This is a genomic window from Gordonia pseudamarae, from assembly GCF_025273675.1.
Lineage (GTDB): Bacteria > Actinomycetota > Actinomycetes > Mycobacteriales > Mycobacteriaceae > Gordonia > Gordonia pseudamarae.
Window position 1 is genome coordinate 448,646 of the sequence record NZ_CP045809.1, and the last position, 21,671, is coordinate 470,316.

19 protein-coding genes and 1 tRNA gene are annotated in these 21,671 nt (G+C 68.3%); 11 read left to right on the plus strand and 9 right to left on the minus strand.

Features of this window, described 5'->3' with window-relative positions; genetic code table 11:
* Window positions 1-2: 2 nt before the first annotated feature.
* Window positions 3-74: transfer RNA gene (locus GII31_RS01890), tRNA-Thr, on the plus strand.
* 596 nt (window positions 75-670) lie between these two features.
* Window positions 671-1,039, plus strand: coding sequence for a roadblock/LC7 domain-containing protein (locus GII31_RS01895; RefSeq protein ID WP_213246289.1), 369 nt, complete (start codon window positions 671-673; stop codon window positions 1,037-1,039).
* A 30-nt stretch (window positions 1,040-1,069) separates the two neighbouring features.
* On the opposite strand, the gene GII31_RS01900 is transcribed toward GII31_RS01895, so the two are convergent.
* The gene (locus tag GII31_RS01900; RefSeq protein WP_260840245.1) at window positions 1,070-1,192 is read right to left on the minus strand and encodes a hypothetical protein; all 123 of its coding nucleotides are present in this window, start codon (window positions 1,190-1,192) and stop codon (window positions 1,070-1,072) included.
* Here GII31_RS01900 and GII31_RS01905 point away from each other — a divergent pair.
* The 4 genes from GII31_RS01905 (at window position 1,191) to GII31_RS01920 (ending at window position 4,520) form a co-directional block, all read left to right on the plus strand.
* A complete protein-coding gene (locus tag GII31_RS01905; RefSeq protein WP_213246291.1) occupies window positions 1,191-1,589 on the plus strand; it encodes a RidA family protein in 399 nt (132 codons plus the stop codon). The genes GII31_RS01900 and GII31_RS01905 overlap by 2 nt on opposite strands.
* Window positions 1,590-1,827: 238 nt before the next feature.
* On the plus strand, window positions 1,828-2,550 hold the full coding sequence (locus tag GII31_RS01910; protein WP_213246293.1) for a response regulator transcription factor: 723 nt from the start codon (window positions 1,828-1,830) through the stop codon (window positions 2,548-2,550).
* Complete coding sequence (locus GII31_RS01915) at window positions 2,550-3,992, plus strand: sensor histidine kinase (RefSeq protein WP_213246295.1); 1,443 nt, start codon at window positions 2,550-2,552, stop codon at window positions 3,990-3,992. The genes GII31_RS01910 and GII31_RS01915 overlap by 1 nt, the downstream gene beginning before the upstream one ends.
* Before the next feature lie 102 nt (window positions 3,993-4,094).
* Complete coding sequence (locus GII31_RS01920; protein ID WP_213246297.1) at window positions 4,095-4,520, plus strand: HIT family protein; 426 nt, start codon at window positions 4,095-4,097, stop codon at window positions 4,518-4,520.
* Between the two features lie 21 nt (window positions 4,521-4,541).
* Here GII31_RS01920 and GII31_RS01925 read toward each other — a convergent pair whose 3' ends face one another.
* Window positions 4,542-6,665: a RecQ family ATP-dependent DNA helicase gene (locus GII31_RS01925; RefSeq protein WP_260840246.1), complete on the minus strand. Its 2,124-nt coding sequence runs from the start codon at window positions 6,663-6,665 to the stop codon at window positions 4,542-4,544.
* Between the two features lie 231 nt (window positions 6,666-6,896).
* On the opposite strand from GII31_RS01925, the gene GII31_RS01930 reads away from it, so the two are divergent.
* Both GII31_RS01930 and GII31_RS01935 read left to right on the plus strand, forming a co-directional pair.
* Entirely contained in the window at window positions 6,897-8,171 is a 1,275-nt protein-coding gene (locus GII31_RS01930; RefSeq protein ID WP_260840247.1) for a bifunctional glycosyltransferase family 2/GtrA family protein, read from the plus strand.
* A 136-nt stretch (window positions 8,172-8,307) separates the two neighbouring features.
* On the plus strand, window positions 8,308-10,581 hold the full coding sequence (locus GII31_RS01935; RefSeq protein ID WP_246222062.1) for an ArnT family glycosyltransferase: 2,274 nt from the start codon (window positions 8,308-8,310) through the stop codon (window positions 10,579-10,581).
* On the opposite strand, the gene GII31_RS01940 is transcribed toward GII31_RS01935, so the two are convergent.
* Window positions 10,548-10,688 (minus strand): hypothetical protein, encoded by a 141-nt coding sequence (locus GII31_RS01940; RefSeq protein WP_213246305.1) that lies wholly within the window; start codon window positions 10,686-10,688, stop codon window positions 10,548-10,550. The two genes, GII31_RS01935 and GII31_RS01940, sit on opposite strands and share 34 nt — an antisense overlap.
* Window positions 10,689-10,816: 128 nt before the next feature.
* On the opposite strand from GII31_RS01940, the gene purD reads away from it, so the two are divergent.
* The 3 genes from purD (at window position 10,817) to recQ (ending at window position 14,831) form a co-directional block, all read left to right on the plus strand.
* A complete protein-coding gene (gene purD / locus GII31_RS01945; protein WP_260840249.1) occupies window positions 10,817-12,070 on the plus strand; it encodes a phosphoribosylamine--glycine ligase in 1,254 nt (417 codons plus the stop codon).
* A 96-nt stretch (window positions 12,071-12,166) separates the two neighbouring features.
* Window positions 12,167-12,769 carry a TetR/AcrR family transcriptional regulator gene (locus GII31_RS01950; RefSeq protein WP_213246309.1) on the plus strand — a complete coding sequence of 201 codons (603 nt, stop codon included), beginning with the start codon at window positions 12,167-12,169 and terminating at the stop codon, window positions 12,767-12,769.
* A gap of 91 nt (window positions 12,770-12,860) precedes the next feature.
* Entirely contained in the window at window positions 12,861-14,831 is a 1,971-nt protein-coding gene (gene recQ, locus GII31_RS01955) for a DNA helicase RecQ (protein ID WP_246222063.1), read from the plus strand.
* Window positions 14,832-14,886: 55 nt separating this feature from the next.
* Here the strand turns inward: recQ and mnhG are convergent, their stop codons facing one another.
* From mnhG to GII31_RS01985, 6 genes are read right to left on the minus strand one after another with little or no spacing between them, the layout of a single operon-like run.
* A complete protein-coding gene (mnhG, locus tag GII31_RS01960) occupies window positions 14,887-15,222 on the minus strand; it encodes a monovalent cation/H(+) antiporter subunit G (RefSeq protein ID WP_213246311.1) in 336 nt (111 codons plus the stop codon).
* 13 nt (window positions 15,223-15,235) lie between these two features.
* Window positions 15,236-15,499: a monovalent cation/H+ antiporter complex subunit F gene (locus GII31_RS01965; RefSeq protein ID WP_213246318.1), complete on the minus strand. Its 264-nt coding sequence runs from the start codon at window positions 15,497-15,499 to the stop codon at window positions 15,236-15,238.
* Window positions 15,496-16,341, minus strand: coding sequence for a Na+/H+ antiporter subunit E (locus GII31_RS01970; RefSeq protein ID WP_246222064.1), 846 nt, complete (start codon window positions 16,339-16,341; stop codon window positions 15,496-15,498). Before GII31_RS01970 ends, GII31_RS01965 begins: the two co-directional genes overlap by 4 nt.
* Window positions 16,338-17,963: a Na+/H+ antiporter subunit D gene (locus tag GII31_RS01975; protein ID WP_213246320.1), complete on the minus strand. Its 1,626-nt coding sequence runs from the start codon at window positions 17,961-17,963 to the stop codon at window positions 16,338-16,340. The genes GII31_RS01970 and GII31_RS01975 overlap by 4 nt, the downstream gene beginning before the upstream one ends.
* On the minus strand, window positions 17,960-18,616 hold the full coding sequence (locus GII31_RS01980; RefSeq protein WP_213246322.1) for a Na(+)/H(+) antiporter subunit C: 657 nt from the start codon (window positions 18,614-18,616) through the stop codon (window positions 17,960-17,962). The genes GII31_RS01975 and GII31_RS01980 overlap by 4 nt, the downstream gene beginning before the upstream one ends.
* Window positions 18,613-21,591, minus strand: coding sequence for a Na+/H+ antiporter subunit A (locus GII31_RS01985; protein WP_213246324.1), 2,979 nt, complete (start codon window positions 21,589-21,591; stop codon window positions 18,613-18,615). Before GII31_RS01985 ends, GII31_RS01980 begins: the two co-directional genes overlap by 4 nt.
* Between the last annotated feature and the right edge of the window lie 80 nt (window positions 21,592-21,671).

Below are 21,671 nucleotides of genomic sequence, written 5' to 3' on the forward strand. Positions count from 1 at the left end.
ATGCCTCCTTAGCTCAGTGGTAGAGCACTCGCCTTGTAAGCGAGCGGTCGTCGGTTCAATCCCGACAGGGGGCTCTCGGTACGGCCCCGTTCCCGCCGGTGTTATCGGCCTCGGCGGGAACGGGGTTTCGGTGTCTCCGGTCACGGTCCACGGTCTCGAACGGTCCACGGTCTCGATGATCCGCCTCCGGCACTCTTCCATGGTGTGGTGCAGGTCATCGGTGGCGCAATGCGCATTTTTGCAATAGGCAATGTTCTGCGCTCTATTTAATTTCAAATGAGGCCTCACTCCGCTTTTGATACCAATGTGAATTGGGTATAGTTCGCCGTACTCACGATGTGGCCCAATGAATGTTCAGAGGAAGTGACCAGTGGTCGATGATCAGGTTGGGCCGGATTCATCTCCGCAGCGCTTACAGGGTTTCACGGACCCGCCGCCGTACCGGTACGAACCGGGACGGGCGACGGTCGGAAGTGGGGCCCTGACCAGGGGCGGGGCGCATTCCGGCGGCGGTGAACCGTACATCTTCGAGAGCACGATGCGTGAGTTGCCGATCAACCTGCCGAGGCAGGCGGCGGTCGGCGCGCACGAGCAGAAACCATCATCGCCCCCGGCGCCATCGTCGCGCGGTGACTCACCGGCAGACACTGCCGCGATAGGAGTAAACAACATGGCAAGACTCGACGATTCGGTAGCCGACCTTCTCTCGGTCGACGGCGCACTGGGGGCGGCCGTGGTCGACCTCGACAGCGGTATGGTGCTGGCGGCCGGCGGCAACCCCGGCTTCGACCTGGAGATCGCCGCCGCCGGCAACTCCAACGTCGTCCGGGCAAAGCTGCGCACCATGAACGACCTGGGCATCAGCGGTGGCCTCGAGGACATGCTGATCACGCTCGACAAGCAGTACCACCTGGTCAACGTGCTGCGTGACGGCGGCACCGCCGGACTGTTCATCTACTTCGTGCTCAACCGCGCCACCGCGAATCTGGCACTGGCCCGGCACAAGCTCCGCACGGTCGCCAACCAGGTGCGCGTGTAACAGCCAACCAGGTGCACGTGTAACACCTGCCTACAGGAGGCCCGGCGCGCGGCGCCGGGCCTCCTGTCGTATCCGGGTCCCGCCGTACAGCGCGGCGTCGGGGCGGGCGTGCGCCCCGATTCGCCGCGTCCCCCAGTTTAGGATGACGCTCATGTCACGAGTGCAGCACGGCAGAACCGAAGGACTGTTCGACGGCGGATTTCCCTACAGCGCGAGCGTTTCGGCGGGGCCGCTCATCTTCACCGCGGGCATCGCACCGCTCGGGCAGGCCGGGGAGGTGGTCGCACCCGGCGACGTCGTCGGCCAGACCCGGCAGTGCCTGGCCAATCTGCGCGCGGTACTGGCCGGTCACGGGGCCGGCTTCGCCGACGTGGCCAAACTGACCGTGTACGTCGCCGAACATCTGCAGGCCGACCTGTACGTGTCGTGGGATGCGGTGCTCGAATCGTTCACCGACGGTGCACCGCCGGCCATCGTCGTCGGTGTCACCGTGCTGCCCTACGACGATCAGCTCGTGGAGGTCGAAGCCGTCGCCGCCCCGCCCGGGTAGCTCCCCGTGGCCCGTTCGGATCGCTCGTCACCTGAAGTTCACAGCGCACCCCGAGTTCACAGCGCACCCCAAGTTCACAGCGCACCCCAAGTTCACAGGGAGCTGACAGGAAGAGCCCAGCGAAGCCGGGGGAACACCGGGGATTCTCGTGGGTATGACAAAGCTGGGCGCGGTGATCGCAGGGGCAAACCAAGCGGGGGCAAACCAAGAAGTGGCAAGGCAGGGCGGTGGGGCCGATATGGCGGATAACAGTGGTGTGGCCGGGGCGGACAAGGCGCGGGTGCTGGTCGTCGACGACGAGGACAACATCCGCGAATTGCTGCAGGTATCGCTGAAATTCCAGGGATACGACGTGGTGACCGCGGCCAACGGCCCCGCGGCGATCGACGCCTGTCGCACCTTCGCCCCGGACGTGCTCATCCTGGACGTGATGATGCCCGGGATGGACGGCTTCGGGTTGTTGCGCCGGTTGCGCGCCGACGGGGTGGAGGCGCCCGCGCTGTTCCTGTCGGCCCGCGACACCGTCGAGGACAAGATCAACGGCCTGACCATCGGCGGCGATGACTACGTGACCAAACCGTTCAGCCTCGAAGAGGTGGTGGCACGACTGCAGGTGCTGCTGCGGCGCTCCGGGGTGACCGAGCAGAGCAAGAAATCCTCGCGGATCACCTTCTCCGATATCGTGCTCGACGACGAGACGCACGAGGTGTGGAAGGCCGGCGAACTGGTGTCGCTCTCGCCGACCGAGTTCACGTTGCTGCGGTACTTCATGGTGAACGCCGGGACGGTGCTGTCCAAGCCGCGCATCCTCGACCACGTGTGGAACTACGACTTCGGCGGTGAGGTCAACGTCGTCGAGTCGTACGTGTCGTACCTGCGGCGCAAACTCGACAACGGCGACAAGCGCCTCATCCACACGCTGCGCGGGGTCGGCTATGTGATGCGGGAGCCGAGAGACTGATGACCGATTCGGTGACCGACGGCGCCGAGATCACCCGCGTCAAGCCCATCAATCATGTGCCGCTGCGCGTCTCGCTCGTCGCGCTGACCTTGGTGCTGGTGGTCGCCGGGCTGGTGGTGTCGGGGTTCTCGGTCACCGGGGCCATGCGCTCGGACCTGATCGCACGCACCGACAGTGGACTGCGCAGCGCGATCGAGACCTGGGCGCGGCCCATCCGTGACGACGGCTTCGGAGGACCGTCCGGCCCGCGCCGGCCGCCGTCGCGCTACTACTCACGGTTCGTCACCCAGGAAGGTCTCGTCTTCGGCGACGGCGCCGGCTTCTCGAGCAGCCCGGACCTGTCCGGGCTCGGCGACACCGATATCGGGCCGATCACCGTGTCCTCCGAGGGTGGAAAGGGCCCGCGCTGGCGCGTCGTCCAACGGGTCAGCGGAAACATCGAATCGGTGGTCGCCACACCGCTCAGCGATGTCGAGTCGACGCTGTCGCGGCTGATCTGGTTGCAGGTCGGCATCGGCGGAGGTGTGGTGGTGGTCATCGGTGTCCTGAGCTACCTGCTGGTGCGCACCAGCCTGCGGCCGCTGCGCCGGGTGGAGGAGACCGCCCACGCGATAGCCGACGGAAACCTCACCATGCGGGTGCCCCCGGCACCGACCAACACCGAGGTGGGCAGTCTGTCGGCGTCGCTGAACACGATGCTCGGGCACATCGGGCGCGCATTCGCGGCCACCGAGGAATCCGAACGGCAGGCCCGCGAATCGGAGGAGACGATGCGCCGGTTCATCGCCGACGCCAGCCACGAACTGCGTACCCCGCTTACCTCCATCAAGGGCTTCGGCGAACTGTACAAGCAGGGCGCGGTGCCCTCCGGCGATGCGATGAGCCGCATCGACACCGAGGCCGAGCGGATGAAGTTGCTGGTCGAGGACCTGCTGATGCTGGCCCGGCTCGACGCGCACCGTCCGCTGCAGGCGGGTCCGGTGGACCTGCTGTCGCTGGTGTCCGACGCCGTGCACTCGGCCCGCGCGGCGGCCCCGCAACGCGACATCGGGGTGCGCATCGAACCGATGGACGAGCCACCGGTGGTCTCCGGCGACGTCAATCGGCTGATGCAGGTGTTGCGCAATCTGATCAACAACGCGATCGCGCACACCCCCGCCGACGCGACCATCACCATCGGCATCGAACCCGATGGTTGTGACCATCTGGTGCTGTCGGTGGCCGACACCGGCAACGGACTCACCGAGGAGGAGGCCAGGCGCGTCTTCGAACGGTTCTACCGCGGTGACTCGTCGCGGTACCGCGGTGAGGGCGGTGGCAGCGGGCTCGGACTGTCGATCGTGGCCGCGCTCGTCGCCGCGCACGGTGGCACCGTCGGGGTGGATTCGGTCCCCGGGAAGGGCGCGCGGTTCTGGGTGCTGCTGCCCCGGGAGGCGGTCTGAGCGGCCGCGCCGGGTGAACCGCGGGCGGCGCGATGATGGACGTTGGTCCCCTTCGTCCGCCAACGCCGGGTGCACCGCCCGCGGACCAATAGACTTGCCGGCATGGCATCGGTATTCACGCACATCATCAACGGCGACATCCCCGGCAGGTTCGTGTGGAAGGACGGCCAGGCCGTCGCGTTCCTGACGATCGAACCCGTGACACCCGGACACCTGCTGGTGGTTCCGCGCAAAGAGATCGACCATTGGGAGCAGATCGACACCGCGACCTTCACCCACCTGTCCGATGTCGCGCAGAAGGTCGGCCGTGCGGTCAAGGAAGCCTTCGACGCGCCCCGGATGGGGTTGCTGATCGCCGGGCTGGAGGTGCCGCACGTGCACCTGCACGTGTTCCCGGCGCTGGCGATGGAGACCTTCGACCTGTCCAACGCCGCCAAGGACGTCGCACCCGAAACCCTCGACGAGCACGCCGCGAAGATCCGGCGGAGTCTGGTCGACCTCGGCTACCGGGAGAACGTCCCGGACTGAGCTGATCCCGGACGCCGCGCGTCAGCCGACGGTCCTGTGGATGAGCAGCGGCAGCACCGCGGTGGCGCCCGCCTCGCGCAGAGCCGCGGCGGCGATGGTGATCGGCCAGCCCGACGTGGTGGCGTCGACGACGAGCAGCACGGTCCGGCCGTCGGCGGCGGGCGGATTCTCCAGCCGGCCACGCCAGTGCGCGGCCTCGACGGCGCCGGTGGCCTCGGCCGGTGGTTCGCCGGGCCCCACCGGATACCCGGCACCGCCGCGCCGGCCGACCGCGCGCAGCCGCTCGGCCAAGGTTTCGGCCAGCGCGGTGCCGGTCAGCCGTAGCGAGACGATCACCTCGGGCCGGATCCCCGACTCGCGGCCCCACGCGGCGAGGGTGGCGACCGCCGCGTCCGCGAGTTCGGTCACGGCGCCGTCGTCACCGTCGCGGGCTCCGGCGAGGACCCCGGCCCATTCGGGCGCGTCGGCGTGGGCCAGGGTCCGGCCCGGTTCGGCCATCAGGTGCGCCGGGATTCGCCCACGTGCGCCGAACACCCCGCCCGGCCACATCTTTCGTGGCTCCAGCAGCAGTGCGGCCCGGCGCAGGGTGGCGGTGATGGCGCGTACGTCCTCGTCGTCGGCGCCGCCGGGCAGGTCGTCGGTGAGGCCGCCCAGACACACTGAACATCGTCCGCACGCCACCGTCTGCGGGTCGTCGAGCGACGCGGTGAGCAGCGTCATCAGGCAGGACCGGCCGTGGACGTACGAGCGCATGATGTCGGCCTCACGTCTACGCACCGCCACCACCCCGTCGTAGTGGGCGGCGTCGTACGTCCACGGCCGTCCCGTCGCCACCCAGCCGTCGGGGGTGCGTTCGGTGGCACCGTCGACGGCGAGCTGTTTGAGCATCAGGTCGATCTTGGTGCGGCGCAGTCCCGTCGACGATTCGAGGGCGGGCACCGACTGCGGTGTGCCCGTATCTCCCAGCGCGGCGAGGAGTTCGGTCATCGTGACAGGGTCAGGGATGGTGGCGGTGGCGAAGTACTCCCAGATCCGGTCGTCGGCCGACGAGGACAGCAGCACCACCACGGCGTCGTCGAGGGCACGGCCGGCGCGGCCCACCTGCTGGTAGTACGACACCGGGGAGGCGGGGGCGCCCACATGTACCACGAACCCGAGATCGGGTTTGTCATAACCCATTCCGAGTGCCGAGGTGGCCACCAGCGCTTTCACCTCGTTGCGCAGCAGCGCGTCCTCGAGCGCGTGCCGGCGGTCGGCGTCGAGCTGCCCGGTGTAGGCGGCGACCGGATAGTCGGGGCCCTGGACGGCGCGGATGGCCTGGACGAGCCGGTCGGCGTCGGCGACGGTGAGCACGTACACGATTCCCGAACCGGGCAGTGCGGGCAGATTGCGGGCCGTCCAGGCGTACCGCTGCATCGGGGAGAGTTCGTCGATAACGTTCAGGTGTAACGATTTCCGCGCCAGCGGACCGCGCAGCACCAGAGTGTCGGTGCCCAGTTGCCCGGCCACGTCGGCGGTGACGCGGGCGTTGGCGGTGGCGGTGGTCGCCAGCACCGGCGTCGCGTCGTCGGCGGTACGCAACACATCGGCAACGCGCCGGTAGTCGGGCCGGAAGTCGTGACCCCAGTCGGAGATCGCGTGCGCCTCATCGATCACCAGCAGGCCGAGCGCGCCGGCCAGGCCGTCCAGTACCCGCCTGCCGAAACCGGGATTGGCCAGGCGTTCGGGGGAGACCAGCAGGACATCGAGATCACCTGCGCGCAAGTCGTTCTCGACGGCCTCCCAGTCACCGAAATTCGACGAGTTGAGTGTCGCCGCACGCAGCCCGGCCCGTTCGGCCGCCGCCACCTGATCCCGCATCAACGACAGCAGCGGCGACACGATCAGTGTCGGACCGCGGCCGGCGGCCCGGCCGATCGCCGTCGCCGTCCAGTACACCGCCGATTTGCCCCAGCCGGTGGCCTGCACCACGAGCACCCGCGCGCCGGGCCGGGTCAGCGCGGCCACCGCCCGCAGCTGGTCGGGTCGCAGACGGGCCCCGGCTCCGGCCAGCGCACCGATGACCCGATCGGCGATGATCAGCTGGTCGCCGGACAGGTCGGGGCCGGTGCGGTCGGTCGGTGCGTCGTCGGTCGTGGGAGGCATATGTCCACGCTATCGGTCGCGGGTGGGCCGGGCCGGGCGGGACAGCGCTGCGGCACCGATCTGTGGATAACTAATCGGTTGTCCACCGATTACGGCCACATCGGGCGGCCCGGAGTGCCGGAGGATCCCCCGGTCGCCGATCTGACCTGGGAAAACAGCGCGGAATCGTTGACAGGAACCTGACAGGCAGAATCCGGATGGGTCCCAGTTTCGTGCTGCAATCTTTATGACATGACGACAGACACCCTCGGTCGCCCCGCCTCGACGGTGCACACTCTGGCCGATTCCTCGCAAGCACATCCGACCCTCGACATCGTGATCCCGGTGTACAACGAGCAGGATGACATCGTCGACGCGGTGCGCCGGCTCGACGCCCACCTGCGCGCCGATGTGCCCTACCCGGCCCGGATCACCGTTGCCGACAACGCGAGTACCGACGACACGGTGCGGCGGGCGGTGGCGCTGACCGAGAGCATCGACGGGCTCCGCGTGGTGCATCTGGACGAGAAGGGCCGGGGCCGGGCGCTGAACGCGGTGTGGCGGGCCAGCGACGCCGACATCGTGGCCTACTGCGACGTGGACCTGTCGACCGACCTGAACGCGCTGATGCCGCTGATCGCGCCGCTGATCTCCGGGCACTCCGACATCGCGATCGGGACCCGGCTGTCCAACGGGTCGCGGGTCGAACGCGGCCTCAAGCGCGAATTCATCTCGCGCTCATACAATCTCATTCTGCGTACCGCGATGCGGGCCAAGTTCTCCGACGCTCAGTGCGGGTTCAAGGCGATGCGCACCGACATCGCCCGCGAACTCCTTCCGTACGTGGAGGACACCGGCTGGTTCTTCGACACCGAACTGCTGGTGGTGGCCGAGCGGATCGGGCTGCGGATCGCCGAGGTCCCGGTCGACTGGATCGACGACCCCGACAGCAGTGTCGACATCGTCGCCACCGCGATGGCCGACCTCAAGGGCTGCGCCCGCGTCGGGCGGGCACTCGTCGACGGCTCGCTGCCGGTCGCCGATCTGCGGGCCAGCATGGGACGCTCCCGGCACCCCGGACCGCGGGTGGAGGGTGTTCCGTTCGGGCTGTCCGGGCAGCTCGCCCGGTTCTGCGTGGTCGGTGTGGCCTCGACCGTGGTGTACGCCGTGCTGTACCTGATGTTGCATTCGGTATTCGGTGCGCAGGTATCCAACTTTGTCGCCCTGGGCATTTCGGCGATATTCAATACGGCGGCCAATCGCGGGTTCAGTTTCGGGGTACGTGGTTCCGAGAATGTGGTGAAACACCAGGCATTCGGACTGGGCATCTTCATGTTCGGCTGGGTGGTGACCGCGGGCTCGCTGTTCCTGCTGCACGCCTGGGCTCCCGACGCGTCGAAGCATCTGGAACTGCTGATCCTGCTGGTGGCCAACCTGGTGGCGACGGCGATCCGCTTCGTCGGACTGCGGTGGGTGTTCCGGTCGCACACGGCCGTCGCGGCCGCCGAGGCGGCGAAGGCCGCATGATCGCGCACGTTCGGTCCGCACCGGTAGTATCCGGCCGGTGACAGCGGAAAAGACCGGCGACACATCGACAAAGGTCGACACCGCACAGGCGGGCGAGGAAACTCGCTCGCCTGTGCGCCGTGCTATAACCGCTCCCGTGACACGGGAGCGGTTGTCGTTGTGTGTGCTGCTGGTAGGAACCGCGGTGGCGTATCTGTGGAATCTGTCGATCAACGGGTGGGCCAATTCGTTCTACTCGGCGGCGATTCAGGCCGGATCGGAGTCGTGGAAGGCATGGTTCTTCGGCTCATCGGATATGGCAAACTCGATCACCGTCGACAAACCGCCTGCCTCGCTATGGATTCCGTCGCTCTCGGTGCGGATCTTCGGGTTGAATCCGTGGTCGATTCTGGTGCCCGAGGCACTCATGGGTGTGGCTTCGGTGGCGCTGCTGTACGCCATCACCCGACGCCACTTCGGGCACTGGGCGGGCATTCTCGCCGGTCTCGTGCTGGCATCGACACCGGTGGCGGCGATGATGTTCCGGTTCAACAATCCCGAGGCGTTGCTGATCCTGCTGATGATCGCCTCGGTGTGGGCGCTGCTGCGCGGCGTCGAGGACGGCCGATGGCGCTGGCTGATCCTCACCGGTGTGTTCGTCGGGTTCGGTTTCCTGACAAAGCAATTACAGGTGATGCTGGTGGTTCCGCCACTGGCCCTCACCTACCTGGCATTCGGGCCCGGCACCGTTGTTCGCAGGCTCGGACAGTTGTTCGCCGCGCTGGGCGCGATGATCGTGAGTGCCGGCTGGTGGATTCTCACCGTCGAACTGTGGCCCGCCTCGTCGCGGCCGTATATCGGTGGTTCGCAGAACAACTCGATCCTCGAACTGACGCTGGGCTACAACGGGTTCGGACGGCTGAACGGAAATGAACGCGGCAGCGTGCGTCCCGGCGGGGCCGATGGTGGTTACGGGTGGCCTGGTGGTTACGGATGGCCTGGTGGTTACGGATGGACGGGCGGCTACGGCGGACCGGGAGGACCCGGCGGCCGCGGCGGTGGTATGTGGGGTGATACCGGCTGGAACCGGATGTTCACCGCCGCGCAGGGCGGCCAGATCGCCTGGCTGATCCCCACCGCGCTCATCCTGGGTGTGGCCGCGCTGGTGATCGTGGCGCGGGCGGCCCGGGCAACCGGGGACACGACGGTCGGCGTGTCGACAGTCGGGGATCCGGAAGTCGGGGATCCGGAAGTCGGGGACCCGGCGGGCAATGACCGGGCGGGCCGAGACCACCGGCGTCGGGTGCTCGCCTTCCTGACGGTGTGGGGCCTGTGGCTGATCGTCACGATGGTCGTGTTCAGCTACATGGCCGGAATCTTCCACAGCTACTACACGGCCGCGCTCGCCCCGGCGATCGCCGCACTCGTCGCCGGCGGGGCCGCGGTGTGCCTGCGTGCGCGCGAACAGCCGTGGGTGCGGGTCGTCCTCGCGGTCGCGGTGGGTACTGCCGCGATCTGGGGATTCGTGCTGCTGGGCCGGTCGCCGGACTTTGTGGGCTGGCTGCGGTGGCTGGTGCTGATCGGCGGCGTCGCCGCCGCGCTGATCCTGCTGGTGCCCGAGTCGGCGCCGTGGGGGCGTCGGCTGTCCGTCGGTGCGGGGCTGGCTGCGGTGGTCGTGGGAGTGGCCGGGCCTGTCGCTTACACGATCGACACCATCAACTCGCCCATCTCCGGGGGGCTGCCGTCGGCGGGCCCGCGTGTCGACGACGGGTTCGGGCCGGGTGGGGGCCCGGGCGGCCGCCGCGGCAACCGGCCCGGTCAGGGTCCGGCAGCCGGCTGGGGTCCGATGCCGGGGCCGGGTTCGGTACCCGGATCCCCCACACCCTGGGTGGGCGGCCCCCAGAACCGGATCGGCCGCGACGGAACAGGCCGAAACGGAACCGGGCCGGGCCCGGGAGAAATGCGATCGGGCGGCGGCAACGCGGGTCCGGCCGGCGGTATGGGATCGGGGCCGACGTTCCGGGCCGGTCCGGGGAACAACGGGCCCGGCGCACTGCTCAACGGCTCACAGCCGGGACCACAGATCCTCGCCCTCCTGCGTGCGGACGCCGACCGGTACACCTGGGTCGCCGCCGCGATCGGCTCCAACTCGGCGTCGGGCTACCAGCTCGAATCGGGGTACTCGGTGATGCCGATCGGTGGCTTCAACGGCACCGACCCGTCACCGACGCTGGAGCGATTCCAGCAGCTCGTCGCCGACCGCGAGATCCACTACTTCATCGCCGGCGGCCGCTTCGGTGGTGGCCCCGGCGGGGGACAGGACAACCGGACGAGCGAGCAGATCAGCACCTGGGTCACCGAGAATTTCACCGCGCGGACCGTTGACGGCGTCACCGTCTACGACCTGACCGCACCGGCCGGGGCGTCGTAGCAGGTCGCAGTAGGCGTGCCCACACCGGGACGAGACTGCCCGGCGAGGTCATCGGGCGTGTTCTCGACCGTGGTCAGGCGTGCGTCGAGGTCGTCCAGGTCGGCCATGTGATCGTCCCCATGCGCCAGGTTCGCGGTGACGTACGCGCGCCCATCGCGAATGCCGCCGCCCCGACGCCGCCGACCCCCGGTGCGCGGAGCGATCCATAGCCGGTCGGGACTGTAGAGTCGTCCCCGTGCGCGTACTCGTGATCGGCTCGGGCGGCCGCGAACATGCCCTGCTCCTCGGACTCACCCGCGACCCGTCGGTGACCGACCTGCACGTCGCCCCCGGCAACGCGGGTACCGCGGCCGTCGCGACCAACCACGCCGTCGACGTCACCTCCGCCGAGGCCGTCGTCGCCCTGGCCCGGGAGGTGGCCGCCGACCTCGTCGTGATCGGCCCCGAGGTTCCGCTGGTCCTCGGTGTCGCCGACGCCTTGCGCGCGGTGGGATTCGCCACCTTCGGCCCCAGCGCCGACGCCGCCCGCATCGAAGGGTCCAAGGCGTTCGCCAAGGACGTCATGGCCGCGGCCGGAGTGCGCACCGCACACGCCGAGGTCGTTGACAACCCCGCCAAACTCGACGCCGCGCTCGACCGATTCGGCCCCACCTGGGTGGTCAAGGACGACGGCCTCGCCGCGGGCAAGGGCGTCGTGGTCACCCCCGACCGGGCCGCGGCCCGCGCCCACGCCGCGGACTGCCTCGAATCCGGCCACCCCGTACTTCTGGAAAGCTTCCTCGACGGACCCGAGGTGTCGTTGTTCTGCCTCGTCGACGGCGAGAACGTGGTGCCGCTGCTGCCCGCCCAGGACCACAAACGTGTCGGCGACAACGACACCGGACCCAACACCGGCGGCATGGGCGCCTACACCCCGCTGCCCTGGCTGCCCGCGGAGACGGTCACACAGATCGTCGACGACGTGGTCACGCCCGTCGCAGCCGAACTGGTGCGCCGCGGATCGGGTTTCTCGGGACTGCTGTACGCGGGCCTGGCGATCGGCGCGGACGGACCCGCCGTCGTCGAATTCAATTGTCGCTTCGGCGATCCCGAAACCCAGGCGGTACTCGCCCTGCTGCAGTCGCCGCTCGGTGAGGCGCTCAACGCGGTCGCCACCGGAACCCTCGACCAACTGCCGCCGCTGCGATGGAGCGATGGTGCGGCGGTCACCGTCGTCGTGGCCGCCGAGAACTACCCCGGCACACCACGTACCGGAGACGTCATCACCGGCGCCGAGGCCGACGGGGTGCTGCACGCCGGAACCAAACGCAACGATGACGGCGACATCGTGTCGGCCGGTGGCCGCGTGCTCGCCGTCGTCGGCACCGGCGCCGACCTCGAACAGGCCCGGGCCCAGGCGTACGAGCGCATCGCGGCCATCAAACTCGCCGGCAGCCACCACCGCACCGACATCGGGAAAGCCGCCCTCGAAGGACGCATCTCCGTGTGACCGCCCACCGCCCGCCGGCCGTCGGGCCGACGAAAACCCGGTGAACCCACACCGCTTTCGTCGAAACCCGGTCAGCGTGTACGCCGGTTTGCGACCATGACATCCATGACGTCAGCGGCAACCCCCAAGGGAGTGCGCAGGCGTTCCAGGCTGATCGAAGCCGCCGGAGCGCTCCTACTCGAAGGCGGGTTCGACGCTGTCCGCCACCGCGCCGTCGCCGACCGGGCCGAACTCCCGCTCGCCTCCACCACGTACTACTTCGGCTCCCTCGAAGACCTCATGGCGCAGGCCGCCGACTACGTGTGCCGCGGCGACGAAGCCGCCATCGCGGCCCGTGGTGCGGCGCTGCGCCGACGTCGCCGGGGTGCCCGTGCCATGGCCGACGCCCTCGTCGACGTCTTCGTCGGAGCCGACACCACCGTGCACGATCTCGCCGCCCGGTACGAGATGTTCGCCCTCGCGCCCCGCTACGAACTGCTCAACGCGGTCATCGCCGACCACCACGCACTGCTGGCCGGTATCCACACCGACGTCCTGGAGAAGTCCGGCCGGCACGCCGACCCCGTCCACGTTCGTTGCCTCATCGCCGTCGAAGACGGAGCCGTCATGGGTGCGTTGGGTCAACAACCCGCGGTGCCGCTGGTCGCGGCACGCGAAGCTTTGGTGTCGGTCATCGACGTCCTGGCCCCGCCGAACTGACCCGCACCTCAACCGGCGAGGTGGGCCGCAGTCCGGGGGATAGCGTCGCCGTGACGGCCGGATGTGTCGTGGTGGCCGATAGGGTGGGAGGATGCCTTCCGATCCTTATGCGGACGTGCCGTTTTTTGACGAGCCGCCACCGGATGACGACTACGACGCGCCACCACCCGACGACGGCGGGGGAGAACCTCGGGACGTGCCGCAGGGGCCGGCACCGGCCCGGTTCTCCTCGGCGATCGAGGCGTTGCGCGCCGTCTTCGGATACGACGCGTTCCGCGGCGATCAGGCCGCGATCGTCGAGCAGGTCATCGGTGGCGGCGATGCCATCGTGCTGATGCCCACCGGCGGTGGCAAATCCATCACCTATCAGATTCCGGCGCTCGTCCGTGAGGGCACCGGACTGGTGATCAGCCCGCTCATCGCGCTCATGCATGACCAGGTCGACGCGCTGCGCGCGGCCGGTGTGCGCGCCGCCTACCTCAACTCCACCCAGTCGGCGCGGGAGCGGAGTGAGGTTGAGAATGCCTATCGGACAGGACAACTCGACCTGCTTTATGTTGCTCCCGAACGATTGTCGGGCGCACGGACCACGGAACTGCTGCACAGCGGAACGCTCAGCGTCATCGCCATCGACGAGGCGCACTGTGTTTCGCAGTGGGGCCACGACTTCCGGCCCGACTATCTCGCACTCGGCGATCTCGGCGAGCGATTCCCCGGCGTTCCCCGAATGGCGTTGACCGCCACCGCCACCCGCGAAACGCACGGCGAGATCACCGAACGGCTACGGCTGGTCGAGGCCAGGCATTTCGTCGCCAGCTTCGACCGGCCCAACATCCAGTACCGCGTCGACGCCAAGGCGGAGCCGCGAAAGCAACTGGTCTCGTTCATCCGTTCGGTGCCCGAACTCGTCGGAGCGGACGGACCGGTCGCCGGAATCGTGTACGCGCTCAGCCGCAAAAGTGTCGAGGCCACAGCCGAATTCCTGACCGGACAGGGGTTCGACGCACTGCCGTACCACGCCGGTCTCGACGCCCCGATCCGTGCGCATAACCAGGCGCGGTTCCTGCGTGAGGACGGGGTGATCGTGGTGGCGACCATCGCGTTCGGGATGGGCATCGACAAACCCGACGTGCGTTTCGTTGCCCATATCGACCTGCCGAAGTCGGTCGAGGGCTACTACCAGGAGACCGGTCGTGCCGGCCGTGACGGACAGCCGTCGGTGGCCTGGATGGCGTACGGCCTGGCCGACGTGGTGCAGCAACGCCGACTCATCGACTCCGGCACCGGCGATCGCGCGTTCAAGATGCGGCTCGGACAGCACCTCGACGCGATGCTCGCCCTGTGTGAGACGGTGTCGTGCCGCAGGCAGAACCTGCTGGGCTATTTCGGCCAGGAGTCGGCGCCGTGCGGCAACTGCGACACCTGCCTGCAACCGCCCGAAACCTTCGACGGCCTCATCCCGGCGCAGAAACTGTTGTCGACGATCTGGCGATTGAACCGAGAACGCGGCCAGTCGTTCGGCGCCGGTCACCTCATCGACATCCTGCGCGGCAAGGAGACCGAGCGCATCCGCGCCCAGCGGCACGGCGAACTGAGCACCTACGGCATCGGCGCCGACCTGTCCGATCAGGACTGGCGCAGCGTCGTCCGGCAGTTGCTCGCCCGCGGAATCATCACCGCGCAAGGCGAATACGGCACCCTCGCCCTCGGTGTCGACGCCGACGGAGTGCTGCGCGGCGAGACACCGGTTCCGTTGCGCCGCGACATCATCGGCCGGGTGACGGGTTCCGGGTCGGGTCCCAAGGCGCGCAAGACCGGCGCGGCCGCCGACCTCGACCCCGCCGACCGGGACCTGTTCGAGGCGCTGCGCACCTGGCGCACCGCCACCGCCAAGGAGCAGGACGTGCCCGCGTACGTGGTGTTCAGCAACGCCACCCTGCAGGCGCTGGCCGCCCACCGTCCCGCCGACCTGGATCAGCTCGGCGAGATCAGCGGTATCGGCGAGAAGAAGCGGGAGACGTACGGGGAGGCGGTCCTCGCGGTCATCGCCGAACAGCGCTGACGGCGAACACCGCTGACACCGGACGCCGCCGGCAACTGAAGACGGCCGGCGCGCGTCAGTCGCGGTTGCCCGACTCCATGTCGTCGGGGTTCATCAGGCCGTCGCGGGCGCGTTGTTCCTGGTAGACCAGCCGCCCGATGCGGTGGGCGACCACCGGGGCGGTGATCAGCGCGAAGATCGCGGCGAGGATCAGCATCCCGACGTCGATGTGGTTGCTGCCGAGGCGGATCATCGCGCCGGCGAGAATGAGCAGCAGACCGAACGTCTGCGGTTTGGTGGCCGCGTGCATCCGGGAGAGCGTGTCCGGGAAACGGATCAGGCCGATAGCCGTGGTCAGCGCCATCACGGCCCCGATCACCAGCAGCGTCGACGAGATGATGTCTCTGATCATTTCGGTCCCCGGCTCATGATCGGTCGTCCCGTACCCGGAACCGGGCGATGGAGATCGACCCGATGAAACTGAGCAGACTCAACGCCACGATCGCCGGGATCACCGTCGAGTCACCGCTGTAGGCGGCCCACGCGGCCAGCCCGCACATGCACAGCGCCACCAGGACGTCGAGGGCGACGACCCGGTCCAGTGATGACGGGCCCATCAGGATGCGGGCGGTGGTGAGCACCGCGGAGATGAGCAGCAGAACGGTCACGACCGTCCACACGATCGTCATGACCGATCCTCCGGTGGGGTGTCGATCCTGCCGAGCAGGCCCTGGGTCTCCAGCCGTTGCCGAGCCTGATGCGAGACATGATGGAATTCGTCGTCGATGCCGTGGTACGGGCTCGGATGCCATTCACTGTCACGTTCGAATGCCCGGATGAACGATCGTTCCACCCACTCCACCTGCTTGTAGAACGCCTTGACGCGGGCCTCGCTGCGGACGTCGAAGATGTGCACGTACAGCATGCGCCTGCGGTGATCGATCTCCAGCACCATCGTGCCGGGCACCAGGTTGAGGTAGTCGACGGCCAGGGTGAGCACCATGTCGGACTTGATGGCTACGCGCACCCGTACCACCGCGCCGAGCGGCGGTTTGCCGGGCCGGATCGCCGCCCAGCCCACCTGGGCGCTCGACACACAGAAATCGACAACCAGGCGGGCGACGATCAGCAGCACCGCGAGCGGGTGCAGCCGGCCTTCGACGGGTACCCGCGGCAGCGGCAGCAGGATCATGATCGCCAGCGCCACCCCGATCCCGCCGAGTACGTTCGCCCACGAGACGGTGCCCCACAACAGCACCCACACCGACGTCAGCCACGTGATGGTCCACAACCGGACGGCCACCTCGCGGGCGTCGCCGCCGAGCCACCTGGGCAGACGCAGCGTGCCGTGCAGCCATACCCAGACCCCGACGACGGCCCACACGACCATCAGGAACGACAGGCGCCACACGTTGATCAGGGCCGAACGGATCGGGCCCTTCTTGGCCACCGGATAGCGTTCGGCAAGTACGGTGCGCAGTTCGTCGCGTTTCGATGTGCGTCCGGCATCCGGGGGCGTTCGTTCGGTCATCGGCTACCACCTTCGTGATCCCCGAGCACGGCCTCGACGTAGACATCCCGGTTGACCACCTCGTCGGCGGCGCGGTCGGTGAAGTCGAAGATCGGACCGGCCCAGATCGTCAGTACCAGACCGGCGGCCACCATCGCCACCGTCGGCAGCACCATGCCCAGCGGCATCCGGCCCACGTCCTCACGTTCGTCGAAGGCGATGTCGTCGGCACTCTCGTCGATCAGGGCCGACGGTGTGACGTCGGCGAGAGCACCCTCCGGTGCGTCGGCCCGGGGCCGCCAGAAACCCTTTGTCCAGATGCGGGCCATCACGTAGAGGGTCAGCAGGCTGGTCACCACACCGCCGCCGATGAGGACCCACGCCAGCACCGAACCGTCCTGGCCACCGGCCTCCAGCAATGCCACCTTGCCGATGAAACCGGAGAACGGCGGGATACCGCCCAGGTTGAGGGCCGGGATCAGGAACAGCACCGCCAGCACCGGGCTCGCGATCAGCCCGCCGAGCCGGCGCAACGAGGCCGATCCGGCCTGCCGTTCGATCAGCCCGACAACCAGGAACAGCGTCGTCTGCACCAGGATGTGATGGGCCACGTAGTAGATGGCCGCCGACATGCCGATCTTCGACGACAACGCGATGCCGAAGATCATGTAGCCGATATGGCTGACCAGCGTGAACGACAGCAGACGTTTGATATCGGCCTGCGCGATGGCGCCCATGATGCCGATCAGCATCGTCGCCAGTGCCGCGACCAGCAGCACGTTGTCCATCGAACCGCCCGGGAACAGCAGCGTGTGAGTACGCATGATCGCGTATACGCCGACCTTGGTGAGCAGCCCCGCGAACACCGCGGTGACCGGAGCCGGGGCCGTCGGGTAGGAGTCGGGCAGCCACGCCGACAGCGGGAACACCGCGGCCTTGATGCCGAAGGCGACCAGCAGCACCGCGTACAGGGCGTTGCGGGTGCCGTCGGGCACGTCGTCCAGGCGCACCGCCATCTCGGCGAGATTGAGGGTGCCGGTGGTGGCGTAGGCGAACGCGATTCCCGCCAGGAAGATCAGCGACGAGACCATCGACACCATCACGTACGACGCGCCGGCGCGCACCCGTTCGGCGCTGGCCCCCAGGGTGAGCAGCACGAAACTCGCCGCCAGCAGTACCTCGAACGAAACGAACAGGTTGAACAGGTCACCGGCGAGGAAGGAGTTGCACACACCGGCGGTGAGGATCAGATAGGACGGCAGGAAGATCGATACCGGCTGCCGGGTGCTGGCGCCGTCGCGGATACCCTGACCGACCGCGTACAGCACCACGCACAGCAGCACGATCGTCGATACCACCAGCATCAGCGCCGACAGTTCGTCGACGACGAGCGTGATGCCGAGCGGGCCGTTCGGATAGCCTTTGTCGCCCCAGCCGCCGATCATCACCGCGAACGTGCCGTGTTCGGTGGTCAGGTACAGCATCAGGCACGATGCGACGAACACCGTGGCCAAGGCGATGACAGTGACGGCCCGCTGGAATCGGGGACTGCGGCCGCGCAGCAGGGTGAGTGCGGCGGCGATCAGCGGAACCAGTGCGGGCAGGGAGACCAGCACCGGGATCCAGGAGCTCTGCGGGGTCACGAGGCACCCCCTGCCGGGGTGGGATCATCACGGCCGTCGCCGGCGGGACGCTCGTCATTGCGGGGATCCCGGTCGGGGGGGTTTCCGAGGGGAGCTTCCACGAGAGACATCTCGTCGAGAACGTCCTCGGAACCGGTCGGCATCAGGTCGGTCTCTATCTGATCCTGGTGCAGGGCCTCGAACTCCTCGGGGGTCAGCGGGTTGCCTTCGTCGTCGTACAGATCGCCGGCCGCGGTGTCGGCAAGGGTCACCGGGTCGTCGGTGCGGTCGCGGTCCGGGGCGTCGGAGAGCGAACCCTTCACGATCTTGACGTCCTCGGTGTCGTCGGACACGTCGTCGTCGTCGCGGTTGAGCACGAACAGCCGGTAGACCATCGCGAGTATGAACGCGGCCACGCCCATCGTGATGACGATCGAGGTCAGCACCATCGCCTGCGCGAGCGGGTCGGTGTCACCGGCCGGACCGTTCGCCGAGCGGCCCTTGATCGGCGGATCGCCCGGATTCCCGGAGACCACCACTATCAGCAGGTTGATCGCGTTTCCGCATAGCAGCAGACCCAGCAGCATCCGCACCAGGCTGCGTTCGGTCAGCAGATACGCACCGCACGAGGCCAGCACACCGACGACGATGAGAAGTCCGAGATTGATGCTCATCGGGGCACCTCACCGGCCGCCAGGGCGTCGGACCGGCGCGGGCCGCTGTCACCGGACGCCTCGGCGTCGGTGCCGGAGTCCGGCCGCAGCGGGGCGGGACTGCCCGGCTGGGCCTCGTTCTCCACGTCCAGCCGCGCGCCCAGACTGCGTAGCACGTCGAGGACCAGCCCCACCACGATCAGATAGATACCGAGGTCGAAGAACAGTGCCGTGACCAGCTTGACGTCGCCCAGCAGCGGAAGTGTCACCTCGAAGACCGCCGACGACAGAGCCGGTGCGCCCAGCAGCAATGACACCGTCGCGGTGGTCGCGGAGATCGCCAGGCCGGCGCCCAGGATCCGGCCGGGCTCCAGCGGCAGTGCCTCGCCCAGTTCATATCGTCCGCCGGCGAGATACCGCAGCACCAGCCCCAGACCCATCGTCAGACCGCCGGCGAAACCGCCGCCCGGTGAGTTGTGCCCGGCCCAGAAGAAGTAGATCGACAGCACCACGATCGTCGGGAAAATCAGTCGTGTCGTCGCCTCCAGCACCATCGAGCGGTGCCGCGGATCGCGCAGATCGCTGCCCAGCAGCCAGGTCGTGCGGTCGGACGGGACGTCGTCGTCGGCGATTCCGACCGGACCGCTGCGGCCGTGACCGTCACGGGCGGCGTCGGCGACCCGTGGCGCGGCACCGAACCGGCGATTGCGGAACACCAGCGAGGCCACACCCGTCGCGGCCACGATCAGTACCGAGATCTCGCCGAGGGTGTCCCAGGCGCGGATGTCCACCAGTAGCACGTTGACCGCGTTCGCGCCGTGCCCGAACGTGTAGGCGGCCTCGGGGATATCGATGTGCAGCGGCTGTTCGGAGCGGGCGGCGGCCGCGAACAGGCCGATCACCACCAGGCTCAGCCCGAACGCCACGCCGATGGCGGCCCGGACCGGTTTGAAACCGGTCGCGTGCCGGGGTTCGGGTTCGGCGGGCAGCTTGCGCAGCACCAGCACGAAGATCACCAGGGTGAGCGTCTCCACGAGGAACTGGGTGAGCGCCAGGTCCGGGGCGCCGTACAGGGCGAACAGCGTCCCGCAGCCGTAGCCGGTGACGCCGACGGTCAGCGTGGCCGCCAGCCGGTTGCGCATCACGGTGGCCGCGATCGCGGCCGCCACCATGACCCCGCCGACGACCAGTTGCGGCGCGGTGTCGAAACCGTTCAGTTCGAGCGTGGTGCGGGCACCGGTGAACAGCACGGCCAGCGGCAGGATTATCACCGTCGACAGGATCACCGCCTGCGTGATGGGCAGCGATCCGCGTTGGGTGTTGCGGGTCAGCAGCAGCGACAGGGTGTCGGCGCCGCGCAGCGTCGCGTCGTACATGCGGTCGGCGTTCAGCAGCGGCCGGAACCCGAACAACCGGTCGCGCAGCTTGCGGACCATCAGGAACAGCGCGGCGCCACCGGCGACGACGATGATCGAGAACACCACCGGCAACCCGAATCCGTGCCACATCGCCAGGTGCTCGAGGTGGTGGCCGTAGTCGGGCAGCGTCCGCGCGTGTGGTTCGAGCAGCGAACCGATCGGGCCGGAGGCGAACCCGGCGACGACACCGCCCACTGCGAGGATGGCCGGTGCCAGATAGAACAGGACGCCCGGCAGATGCATCTTGAGCACCGCGGCGCTCGGCTCCGTGCGCAGCTTGCGGCCGAACGCGCCCCACATGAAGCGCGTGGTGTACGCGAAGGTGATCACCGAGCCCACCAGCATCACGATGTCGACGGTGTGCCGTTGCCAGTCGTCGAGCGCGCCGGAGACCCACACCGACCCGAAGGCCGTCTCCTTGCCGACGAACCCCATGGTGAACGGCAGGCCGGCCATGCTCGCCCCGGCCACGCCCGCGATACCCATGAGAACCGGGAGTCGCTGCCCGAGCCGGGCCAGTTTGCGCACGTCGCGGGTGCCGGTGGAGTGGTCGATGATGCCGACGACCATGAACAGCGCCGCCTTGAACATGGCGTGGGCGATGATCATCGCCAGGCCCGCCATCATCACGTTGGCATCGCCGAAACCGACCAGCACCATCAGGAAGCCGAGCTGGCTGACCGTGCCGAAGGCCAGGATCAGTTTGAGGTCGAGTTCGCGCAGCGACCGCCAGCCGCCGAGGATCATTGTGATCAGGCCGAGGGTGAGCACCGCGACCTGCCAGCCGATCAGCGCGCCGAAGGCGGGCGACAGGCGGGCCACCAGATAGACGCCGGCCTTCACCATCGCCGCCGCGTGCAGGTACGCGCTGACCGGGGTGGGGGCGGCCATCGCGCCGGGCAACCAGAAGTGGAACGGCACGATCGCCGACTTGCTCAGCGCGCCCACCAGTACCAGGATCACCGCGACCTGGACGTAGATGCCGGAGCCGGGTGGGTCGGCGAGCAGATCGGAGAGCAGGTAGCTGCCGGTGCGCTCGCCCAGCATGATGATGCCGACGAGCATCGCCAGACCACCCGCGGTGGTCACCAGCAGCGCCTGCGTGGCGGCTCGCCGGGAGGTGGCGCGCACGGCGTAGAAGCCGACCAGCATGAACGACAGGATGGTGGTCAGTTCCCAGAACACGTACAGGACCAGCATGTTGTCGCTGACGACCAGTCCGAACATGGCCGCGGCGAAGGCCACCATCTCGCCGCCGAAGATCGCCACCCGGGGACGGGCCTCATCGAAGTAGTGCGCGCAGTAGCAGAGCACGAGTGCCCCGACGCCGAGGATGAGCACCGACATCACGGCCGCGAGGGTGTCGAACCGCAGCACGATGTTCATGTCGAGGGTCTCGACCCAGGTGATCGTCTGCACCGTGGGCGGGTCGTGGGCCCCGGGCCAGTTGACGATCACCCAGTACAGGCCTCCGGCGGGGGCGAGTGCGAGCAGGTAGAAACCGCGAGTGCCCACCCAATGGATCACCGGGGGCGCGAACAGGGCGCACAGGCCGAGCGCGACCAACACAGCAATCACATGGGCACCCCGTCTGTTGTCATCGAACGTCTGTTGTCATCGGTCGTCGGATGTTATCGAACGTCTGCGGACGAGCCGAC

Coding starts and splice junctions, on each gene's coding strand:
- GII31_RS01950 (WP_213246309.1), top strand. CDS start 12,167: ATGACATCCATGACGTCAGCGGCAACCCCCAAGGGAGTGCGCAGGCGT.
- GII31_RS01940 (WP_213246305.1), bottom strand. CDS start 10,688: ATGGCCGACCTGGACGACCTCGACGCACGCCTGACCACGGTCGAGAAC.
- GII31_RS01965 (WP_213246318.1), bottom strand. CDS start 15,499: ATGACGATCGTGTGGACGGTCGTGACCGTTCTGCTGCTCATCTCCGCG.
- GII31_RS01980 (WP_213246322.1), bottom strand. CDS start 18,616: ATGAGCATCAATCTCGGACTTCTCATCGTCGTCGGTGTGCTGGCCTCG.
- mnhG (WP_213246311.1), bottom strand. CDS start 15,222: ATGATCAGAGACATCATCTCGTCGACGCTGCTGGTGATCGGGGCCGTG.
- GII31_RS01900 (WP_260840245.1), bottom strand. CDS start 1,192: ATGAGCGTCATCCTAAACTGGGGGACGCGGCGAATCGGGGCGCACGCC.
- recQ (WP_246222063.1), top strand. CDS start 12,861: ATGCCTTCCGATCCTTATGCGGACGTGCCGTTTTTTGACGAGCCGCCA.
- GII31_RS01925 (WP_260840246.1), bottom strand. CDS start 6,665: ATGCCTCCCACGACCGACGACGCACCGACCGACCGCACCGGCCCCGAC.
- GII31_RS01910 (WP_213246293.1), top strand. CDS start 1,828: ATGGCGGATAACAGTGGTGTGGCCGGGGCGGACAAGGCGCGGGTGCTG.
- GII31_RS01930 (WP_260840247.1), top strand. CDS start 6,897: ATGACGACAGACACCCTCGGTCGCCCCGCCTCGACGGTGCACACTCTG.
- GII31_RS01915 (WP_213246295.1), top strand. CDS start 2,550: ATGACCGATTCGGTGACCGACGGCGCCGAGATCACCCGCGTCAAGCCC.
- GII31_RS01895 (WP_213246289.1), top strand. CDS start 671: ATGGCAAGACTCGACGATTCGGTAGCCGACCTTCTCTCGGTCGACGGC.
- GII31_RS01920 (WP_213246297.1), top strand. CDS start 4,095: ATGGCATCGGTATTCACGCACATCATCAACGGCGACATCCCCGGCAGG.
- GII31_RS01905 (WP_213246291.1), top strand. CDS start 1,191: ATGTCACGAGTGCAGCACGGCAGAACCGAAGGACTGTTCGACGGCGGA.
- GII31_RS01970 (WP_246222064.1), bottom strand. CDS start 16,341: ATGACCGAACGAACGCCCCCGGATGCCGGACGCACATCGAAACGCGAC.